Source organism: Pseudomonas sp. (assembly GCF_050739655.1).
Taxonomy (GTDB): domain Bacteria; phylum Pseudomonadota; class Gammaproteobacteria; order Pseudomonadales; family Pseudomonadaceae; genus Aquipseudomonas.
On sequence record NZ_JBOIBY010000521.1, the window covers coordinates 1 to 8,900 of the forward strand.

10 protein-coding genes are annotated in these 8,900 nt (G+C 59.0%); 5 read left to right on the forward strand and 5 right to left on the reverse strand.

All coding sequences use genetic code 11. From position 1 onward, the window contains the following. Positions 1 to 61 precede the first annotated feature (61 nt). The gene (locus ACRESJ_RS24570) at positions 62 to 817 is read right to left on the reverse strand and encodes a spermidine synthase (protein ID WP_431760217.1); all 756 of its coding nucleotides are present in this window, start codon (positions 815 to 817) and stop codon (positions 62 to 64) included. 151 nt (positions 818 to 968) lie between these two features. Here ACRESJ_RS24570 and ACRESJ_RS24575 point away from each other — a divergent pair, with 151 nt between their 5' ends. Next, positions 969 to 2,315, forward strand: a complete 1,347-nt coding sequence (locus ACRESJ_RS24575) for a class II 3-deoxy-7-phosphoheptulonate synthase (protein WP_431760218.1) — start codon at positions 969 to 971, stop codon at positions 2,313 to 2,315. Between the two features lie 130 nt (positions 2,316 to 2,445). On the opposite strand, the gene ACRESJ_RS24580 is transcribed toward ACRESJ_RS24575, so the two are convergent. Then, on the reverse strand, positions 2,446 to 3,672 hold the full coding sequence (locus ACRESJ_RS24580) for a winged helix-turn-helix domain-containing protein (RefSeq protein ID WP_431760219.1): 1,227 nt from the start codon (positions 3,670 to 3,672) through the stop codon (positions 2,446 to 2,448). 64 nt (positions 3,673 to 3,736) lie between these two features. Then, positions 3,737 to 3,952 carry a DUF1127 domain-containing protein gene (locus tag ACRESJ_RS24585; protein ID WP_431760220.1) on the reverse strand — a complete coding sequence of 72 codons (216 nt, stop codon included), beginning with the start codon at positions 3,950 to 3,952 and terminating at the stop codon, positions 3,737 to 3,739. Between the two features lie 95 nt (positions 3,953 to 4,047). Here ACRESJ_RS24585 and ACRESJ_RS24590 point away from each other — a divergent pair, with 95 nt between their 5' ends. Beyond that, on the forward strand, positions 4,048 to 4,902 hold the full coding sequence (locus ACRESJ_RS24590; protein WP_431760221.1) for a LysR substrate-binding domain-containing protein: 855 nt from the start codon (positions 4,048 to 4,050) through the stop codon (positions 4,900 to 4,902). On the opposite strand, the gene ACRESJ_RS24595 is transcribed toward ACRESJ_RS24590, so the two are convergent. Next, the gene (locus tag ACRESJ_RS24595; RefSeq protein WP_431760222.1) at positions 4,892 to 5,626 is read right to left on the reverse strand and encodes a sulfite exporter TauE/SafE family protein; all 735 of its coding nucleotides are present in this window, start codon (positions 5,624 to 5,626) and stop codon (positions 4,892 to 4,894) included. The genes ACRESJ_RS24590 and ACRESJ_RS24595 overlap by 11 nt on opposite strands. 203 nt (positions 5,627 to 5,829) lie before the next feature. Here ACRESJ_RS24595 and ACRESJ_RS24600 point away from each other — a divergent pair, with 203 nt between their 5' ends. The 3 genes from ACRESJ_RS24600 (at position 5,830) to ACRESJ_RS24610 (ending at position 8,080) form a co-directional block, all read left to right on the forward strand. Continuing rightward, positions 5,830 to 6,294: a MarR family winged helix-turn-helix transcriptional regulator gene (locus ACRESJ_RS24600; RefSeq protein ID WP_431760223.1), complete on the forward strand. Its 465-nt coding sequence runs from the start codon at positions 5,830 to 5,832 to the stop codon at positions 6,292 to 6,294. A gap of 320 nt (positions 6,295 to 6,614) precedes the next feature. Further along, positions 6,615 to 7,034: an organic hydroperoxide resistance protein gene (locus ACRESJ_RS24605; protein WP_431760224.1), complete on the forward strand. Its 420-nt coding sequence runs from the start codon at positions 6,615 to 6,617 to the stop codon at positions 7,032 to 7,034. Positions 7,035 to 7,069: 35 nt separating this feature from the next. Then, positions 7,070 to 8,080 (forward strand): alpha/beta hydrolase fold domain-containing protein, encoded by a 1,011-nt coding sequence (locus tag ACRESJ_RS24610; protein WP_431760225.1) that lies wholly within the window; start codon positions 7,070 to 7,072, stop codon positions 8,078 to 8,080. A gap of 165 nt (positions 8,081 to 8,245) precedes the next feature. Here the strand turns inward: ACRESJ_RS24610 and ACRESJ_RS24615 are convergent, their stop codons facing one another. Beyond that, complete coding sequence (locus ACRESJ_RS24615; RefSeq protein WP_150717537.1) at positions 8,246 to 8,815, reverse strand: elongation factor P; 570 nt, start codon at positions 8,813 to 8,815, stop codon at positions 8,246 to 8,248. Positions 8,816 to 8,900 lie beyond the last annotated feature (85 nt).

Here is an 8,900-nt window from a genome sequence, read left to right on the forward strand (position 1 = left end):
GTATTACTCGAACCCTGTGGGAGCGGGCTTGCCCGCGAAGGGGCCAGAACGGACGGCGAAGTTACGTCGCCGGGCGAATCGCCTTGATCAACGACTCCAACGAATACCCCAACCGCGGCGCCAGCGCTTCGGCCCGGGCGATCAGACCGTCCATATCCAGTTCCTGATCCAGGTCCGACGGCACGATCAGAATCACGTTGCCCTCCTTCACCGGCAGTTCCCAGTAATGCCGATGGTAAAGCCCGCGCAACAACGCCGCGCCCAAGGGCTTGCCATCGTCGGTTGCCCATTGATTGATCACCAGCCAACCACCCGGATTCAGGCGTTTCTGACAGTTTTCCAGGAAGGTCCAGGCCAAGTGGCCGACACCCGGGCCGACGTCGGTATAAAGGTCGACGAAAATCAGGTCAGCAGGCTCGGCGGTGTCGAGCAGTTCCAGCGCATCGCCTACACGGATGTAGAGGCGCGGATCGTCATCCAGCCCAAGGTATTCGATGGCCAGGCGCGGTACATCGGGACGCAGCTCAATGGCTTCTACATCTTCGAGCGGCAGGAACTTGAGGCAGGCCTGGGTCAACGTGCCAGCGCCAAGCCCGAGGAACAGCGCGGAATCCGGCTGTTCATGGCACAACGCGCCGATCAGCATTGCCCGGGTGTAATCGTATTCCAGCCAGCTCGGGTCGGCGGTGAACACACAGCTTTGCTCGATGGCATCACCGAATTCGAGAAAACGGTAATCGGCCACTTCCAGAACGCGGATCACGCCAAATTCGTCCTGCACCTCGGCGAGCAAAAGCTCGACGCGCTCCTCAGTCATTTCATCTCCCGATCGTCACCACGCCTGCAATGAACAAACACCACCGCTGTGGGTAGCGGCAAAAGCGCGATTGTCCGCGAAGCGACGGGAACAGGTCACGCACTAATTGCTGATAACATGGGCGTCCGAGCGGAAAACACTAGAGACGACGATGAGCCAACCCTGGAGTCCTGACAGCTGGCGCGCCTTGCCGATCCAGCAGCAACCTCAATATCCCGACGCGGCGCACTTGCTGCACGTCGAACAAACGCTGGCCAGCTATCCGCCGCTGGTGTTTGCCGGCGAGGCCCGGGAGTTGCGCCGTCAGTTTGCCGAAGTGACCCAGGGCCGCGCGTTTCTGTTGCAGGGCGGCGACTGCGCCGAAAGCTTTGCCGAGTTCTCCGCCGCGAAGATCCGCGACACCTTCAAAGTCTTGCTGCAAATGGCGATCGTCATGACCTTCGCCGCCGGTTGCCCGGTGGTCAAGGTCGGACGCATGGCCGGCCAGTTCGCCAAGCCCCGCTCGGCCAACGATGAGACCATCGACGGCGTGACCCTGCCGGCCTACCGTGGCGATATCGTCAACGGCATCGGTTTCGACGAAAAAAGCCGCGTACCGGACCCCGAGCGTCTGCTGCAGTCCTACCATCAGTCCACCGCCACCCTGAACCTGTTGCGCGCATTCGCCCAGGGCGGGTTTGCCGACCTGCATCAGGTGCACAAGTGGAACCTGGATTTCATCGCCAACTCGGCCCTCGCGGAAAAATACAGCCACCTGGCTGATCGCATCGATGAAACCCTGGCCTTCATGCGCGCCTGTGGCATGGACAGCTCGCCGCAGCTGCGCGAAACCAGTTTCTTTACTGCCCACGAAGCGCTGCTGCTGAACTATGAAGAAGCCTTCGTGCGCCGCGACAGCCTGACCAACGATTACTACGATTGCTCGGCGCACATGCTGTGGATCGGTGACCGCACCCGTCAGCTCGACGGTGCTCACGTTGAGTTCCTGCGCGGGGTGAACAACCCGATCGGGGTCAAGGTCGGCCCGAGCATGAACCCTGAAGACCTGATCCGCCTGATTGACGTGCTCAACCCGGAAAACGATCCGGGCCGCCTGAACCTGATTGCGCGCATGGGTGCGAACAAAGTGGGCGATCACCTGCCACAGCTGATCCGCGCCGTGCAACGCGAAGGCAAGCAAGTGCTGTGGAGCTCGGACCCGATGCACGGCAACACCATCAAGGCCAGCAGCGGCTACAAGACCCGCGACTTCGCGCAGATTCTTGGCGAGGTGAAACAGTTCTTCCAGGTACACGAAGCCGAAGGCAGTTATGCCGGCGGGATTCACATCGAAATGACCGGGCAGAATGTCACCGAGTGCATTGGCGGTGCGCGGCCGATTACCGAAGACGGGTTGTCGGATCGATATCACACTCACTGCGACCCGCGGATGAATGCCGATCAGTCGCTGGAACTGGCGTTTTTGATTGCTGAAACCCTGAAGCAGGTTAGGCGCTAAATCAGTAAGACATCATTGCCTATCAGGCCGCCATCGCGGGCAAGCCCGCTCCCACAAGTTACGCGTCAGACACATTAATTGTGACCGGCGCAGTCATTGTGGGAGCGGGCTTGCCCGCGAAGAGGCCAGATCAAACACCGCCAATTTGTAAGAATGCCACCCGCAACCGTGCCGCACTCGCCCGGGAGCAATTCAACTGCACCCGCTCCAACCCCAGCCAATCCGCCATCCGTCGCAAATTCATCGCCAACGCCAGCATCCCTTCATCATCCAGCCCCACCTCTTCCTCATGCACCGCATGCACTGCCAACCGCCCCGCAGCCCGCTCGGCACGCAAATCGACCCGCGCGGCGATCCGTTCATTGTGCAAGAACGGCAACACGTAATAGCCATACACCCGCTTGTGCTGCGGCGTGTAAATCTCCAACCGATAGCGAAAATCGAACAAGCGCTCGGTGCGGCTGCGTTCCCAGATCAGCGAATCGAATGGTGAGAGCAACGCACTGGCCTCGACCTTGCGCGGCGGCCTGGCGTCGGGCAAGCAAAAGGCCGATTGCCGCCAGCCCTGAACCTCACACACCAGTAATTCTCCCGCCTCCACCAACTCTTCAAGACGCGATCGACTTTCGGCAGGATTCAATCGGAAGTAGTCACGCAGATCCTTTTCGGTGCCCACGCCCATGGCAGCTGCGGCGTGTAGCAGCAGCCCACGCTGGGCCTCGGCCTCGTCGAGCAGTGGTTGCGTGAGGATCGCTGAGGGGATCACCCGTTCCGGCAGATCATAGAGCCGCTCGAACCCGCGCCGACCCGCGACGGTCACTTCACCGGCAGCGAACAGCCACTCCAACGCATGCTTTTCCGCACTCCAGTCCCACCACGGGCCGGCCCGCTCCTGCCGAGTCGACAGGCTGCCGGCACCCAACGCGCCCTGCTCCTCAACGCAAGCCAGCACTCGGCGAATCGTGTCCTGCTGCTCACGACCGAAGCGCGCCATTTGTTGATAGATGTCTTCGCCCCGGGTCGCCCGCTGCATGCGCCAGCGCATCATCGGGTACAGCGACAGGGGCATCAGCGAAGCCTCATGGCCCCAGTATTCGAACAAGGTGCGACGCCGGCCCTGACTCCAGGCAGCCTGGTCGAGCAGTTCGCAAGAGTAGTTACCAAGACGGGAAAACAGCGGAAGGTAGTGCGAGCGCACCACGGCGTTGACGGAGTCGATCTGCAGAATGCCCAGCCGTTCGATCAGCCGGTTCAGGTGCGGTGCTTTGACGGCCGGCGGCTGGCGCCCGTTGAACCCTTGGGCGGCCAGCGCCAGACGCCGAGCCTGTTTGAGGGATAAGGACTGTGTCGCGGGCATGAGCATCTCCTTGTCTGCTCGCAACCTACCTCACCATAAGTTGGTTTGTGTAGTTGGATGTTACTCATTTATGCATCGGATCATTCCAGAATGGCTTGACCGACTCGAACTCAACATCCGCCCGACTCATACCGATGTCCTTCAACGCTTCGTCACTCAGGCTTGCCAGCAGTTCGCGCTCGCGATGCAGCTCGTACCAGCGGCTGACCTTGTGCAGCAGATCGGAAATCAAGTGAACCGAGTGGTTTTGCGCAGCTTGAAACTCATGTTGACCTTTCATCTTGTTGCCCTCCGTTTGGATGGCTCAAGTTTCTCGCCGGAGCTAAGATCAATCCAACGAATGTTTCTGATGTTACACATCTCGGAGATTGATGCATGTCAGCCTACCCGAGTATCGATACCGAAGTGCTGCGCACCTTTGTCGCCATCGCCGACCAGGGCGGCTTTACCCGCGCTGGCGAACTGGTCAACCGCACCCAGTCTGCGGTCAGCATGCAGATGAAACGGCTTGAAGAGGACGTGCTGCAGCGTCAGTTGTTCCAGCGTGACGGGCGACAGGTACGACTGACCGCCGAAGGCCAGGTACTGCTCGGTTACGCGCGGCGCATCCTCAAGTTGCACAGCGAAGTGTTCAACACTTTGCGCGAACCCGACATGGTCGGCACGGTGCGTATCGGCACGCCGGATGACTACGTGATGCGCTTCCTGCCGGGGATTCTGCGACGGTTTGCCCAGTCCTATCCGCTGATCCAGATTGAAGTGCACTGCGAATCATCAAAACAACTGCTGATGCGCCAGGACCTTGACCTGTCCATCGTCACCCGCGAGCCGGGGAGCGAAATTGGCCAGTTGTTGCGCAAGGAGCGTTTCGTCTGGGCCGAAGCGCAATGCTACAGCGCCCATGAACAGACGCCATTGCCCCTGGCGATGTTCAACAGCGACTGCTTCTGCCGCTTGTGGGCCTGCAATGCCCTCGATGCGATGGGTCGTGACTACCGCGTGGCGTACAACAGCGACAGCCTGTCGGCCATCATGGCCGTGGTCAGCGCCGGCCTGGCGGTGACCGCGCAACTGGAAAGCCTGATCACCCCGGATATGCGCATCCTCGGTGCAGCCGAAGACCTGCCCGTGTTACCGGAGGCCAGCATCATGCTGGTGCGCAACCTGCACAATCCGTCGCCGATCACCGAATGCCTGGCAGAACACATCATCGACGGGTTCAAACTTTAAAGGCGAGCATCACCGCACAGAGCACCAGGAAGCCGCAGAACAGTGCCCGCAATACGCGTTCCGGCATGGCATGGGCTATTTTCACGCCCCAACTGATACTCATCAGGCCGCCGATTGCCAGCGGCACGCCAACCATCCAGTCCACCTGATGATGCACGGCATACGTGACCAGGGTGACCCCGGTGCTTGGCAGCGCAAGCGCCAGTGACAAGCCTTGGGCGACCACTTGGGTGGTGCCGAACAGACTGGTCAACACCGGCGTCGCCACCACGGCCCCACCCACGCCAAACAACCCGCCCATGGTGCCGGATGCCGCCCCGAGCACGCCGAGCCAAGGCCACGAATAATTCATTTGTTTCGACGCCGGTGGGCTGGCGAAAAACATGCGCACCACATTGTAGGCAGAGAGCGCGATCAGGAATGCAACAAAGCCGATACGCATGGTTTGCGCATCAATACCTACCGCCCAGATTGAACCGAGCCAGGCGAAACAGAACCCCATCGAGGCCAGCGGCAGCGCGTGGCGCAACTCGATTTTATTGCGCTGGTGATAACGCCACAGCGCCAGCATCACGTTCGGCACTACCATCACCAGCGCCGTCCCTTGGGCTATCTGCTGATCGAGACCACACAAGACGCCCAGCAGCGGAATGGCAATCAATCCACCGCCAATGCCGAAAATCCCGCCCAAGGTACCCAGGGCAGCGCCAAAAACCACGTACATCGAAAACTCAAGCACAAACGATTCCCCTTACGTCAGACGCTGCATCCTACGCAGTTGGCGATGACGGGGAAACGCACAGCATGCATCTCCCACCCTGAAATTCGGTGCCGCTGCCCACCTTAGAGTCGCCACTAGTCCGGTATTATCTGGCGCATTAAAGATTTGACCGCTAGATTCATGGATCACTGATCAAAGGCTTCGAAATGACCACCGAGCGCAACACCACCGATACCTGCGACGACCTGCTGCTGGACAATCAGGCGTGCTTCGCCCTGCATTCCACCTCGCTGATGATGACCAAGGTCTATAAACCTTTGTTGCAGGCATTGGGCCTGACTTATCCGCAGTACCTGGCGATGATGGTGCTGTGGGAACAGGACGGTTTGACCGTAGGCGAAATCAGCTCGCGTCTGCTGACAGATCCCGGCTCTCTCACCCCGCTGCTCAAACGCCTGGAAGCCGAAGGTTTGCTCAGCCGCACCCGCAGCCGTGAAGACGAGCGCGTGGTGATCGTCGAACTCACCGAACAGGGGCGCGCCTTGCGCGATAAGGCGCGTGGCATTCCCCAGTGCATCCTCGGCGCCAGCGGCATGACGCTGGAGAGGCTGCAAAAACTGCAAGCGGAGCTGCAAGAGCTGCGTCGGCATTTGCAAGACAGTCTGGTCTAAATAGCACCTCGAACCTTGTGGGAGCGGGCTTGCTCGGGAAGGCGGTGTGTCAATCGGCAAAATGCTGAATGACGCACCGCCTTCGCGAGCAAGCCCGCTCCCACAATTGGTCTGCGCTCAATCCTCAAAAATATTTTCTGCCTCTTAATCGCTCTAAAGCAAGGCTCACAGCCGACTTCATCCTTGCGAATACTCCTCGGCTCAAATTTTTTCAGAAATTTATATTGCGCACTAAACATTAGCGCGATACATTAATTTCGCACTTACTTAGCGCGCAAACATTTAGCGCAAATAAATCAAACCCGAACGAGGCTTTCACCATGCAAACTCTCTACACCGCAATCGCAACTTCCACCGGTGGCCGTGACGGTCGTGCGATTTCCAGTGACAACATTCTCGACGTCAAACTCGCCACCCCGAAAGAACTCGGCGGTGCTGGCGGTGCGGCGACCAACCCTGAACAACTGTTCGCCGCTGGTTACTCCGCCTGCTTCATCGGTGCACTGAAATTCGTTGCCAGCCAGAGCAAGCGCAGCATCCCGAGCGACGCGTCGATCACCGCCCACGTCGGCATCGGCCAGATCCCTGGTGGCTTCGGTCTGGATATCGACCTGCACATCAGCCTGCCAGGCCTTGAACAAGCCGATGCACAAACCCTGGTCGACGCGGCCCACCAGGTCTGCCCGTACTCCAACGCCACCCGCGGCAACGTCGATGTGCGTCTGCATGTCACCGTCTAACCCATGACGTCCTCAGGCCCGAACAGGAAATGAACATGAACACTTTCAGCAAAGTCTTGACCGGTACCCTTTTCGCCCTGTCCATCAACAGCGCGTTCGCCGGTGATGTTGAGCACAACACCCAGGCATTTCTCGACGTGCTGAATGCCGGCACCGGCAAACCGATGGAGCAAATGACGCCTGCCGATGCCCGAGCCGTACTGGTGGGGGCGCAGGCTGGAGTGAAGCTGACGCTGCCAAAAGCCGATGTCAGCCAGAAAACCGTCCAGGTCGACGGCCAGGCGATCAGCCTGACCATCGTCCGGCCGGCCGGGGTCAAAGGCGAGTTGCCAGTGTTCATGTTCTTTCACGGCGGTGGCTGGGTACTGGGGGATTACCCGACCCACGAACGCTTGGTCCGTGACTTGGTGGCGGGTTCGGGCGCAGCGGCGGTTTTCGTCAACTACACGCCTTCACCGGAAGCGCACTACCCGGTGGCGATCAACCAGGCATACGCCGCGACCAAATGGGTGGCTGAGCACGGCAAAGAGATCAACGTCGATGGCAAACGCCTGGCCGTGGCCGGCAATAGCGTCGGCGGCAACATGGCGGCCGTCGTTGCACTGATGGCTAAAGACAAAGGCACACCGGCGATCAAATTCCAGGTTTTGCTGTGGCCGGTGACCGATGCCAACTTCGACACCGGTTCCTATAACCAGTATGCCGAAGGTCACTTCCTGACCCGCAACATGATGAAGTGGTTCTGGGACAACTACACCACCGACGCCAAGCAGCGTAACGAGATCTACGCTTCGCCACTGCGGGCAACCCCTGCACAACTCAAGGGCTTGCCTCCGGCACTGGTGCAGACGGCCGGCGCCGACGTGCTGCGCGATGAAGGTGAAGCCTACGCCCGCAAACTGGATGAAGCCGGCGTGCCGGTGACCTCCGTTCGCTACAACGGCCTGATCCACGACTACGGCTTGCTCAATGTGGTCAGTCAGGTACCAGCGGTGCGCTCGGCGATGTTGCAGGCTTCGCAGGAGCTCAAGGAGCACCTGAAATAAAAAGCTGAAGCAAAAGATCGCAGCCTCGCTTCACTCGACAGCTCCTACAGGGAAATGCAGACCCGTGTAGGAGCTGTCGAGTGAAACGAGGCTGCGATCTCTTGATCTTTCAGACACAAAAAAGCCCGACTCAATGGTCGGGCTTTTTCATTCCTCAAGCAGTGCTTATTTAGCACGGCCTTTGTAGGAACCGCCTTCGCGGGTATCGATCTCGATCATGTCGCCGATTTCGATGAAGTCAGCAACCGACAGCTCGGTACCGTTCTTCAGTTTGGCAGGCTTCATCACCTTGCCGGAAGTGTCACCGCGAGCGGAACCTTCGGTGTAGTCAACCTGACGCACGATGGTGGTCGGCAGTTCTACGGAAACCAGACGGCCTTCGAAGAAAACGGCTTCGCAAACGTCGGTCATGCCTTCTTCGATGAACGGCAGAACAGCTTCGATATCGTCAGCGTTCAGCTCGTACATGGTGTAGTCGGAGGTGTCCATGAACGTGTAGGTATCGCCGCTGATGAAGGACAGGGTCGCTTCTTTGCGGTCGAGGATTACGTCGTCCAGCTTGTCGTCGGCGCTGTAAACGATCTCGGTCTTGTAACCGGTCAGCAGGTTTTTCAGCTTGGTCTTCATGATCGCGCTGTTACGGCCCGACTTGGTGAATTCAGCTTTCTGAACCAGCCAAGGATCGTTTTCGAGACGGATCACGGTACCGGGTTTGAGTTCTTTACCAGTTTTCATTGCGAATATCCGAATTTGGATGGGATTTACAAAAATCTAGGCCGCGTATCATATCCAATTTCCATAAAACTGTACCAGCGCCGTG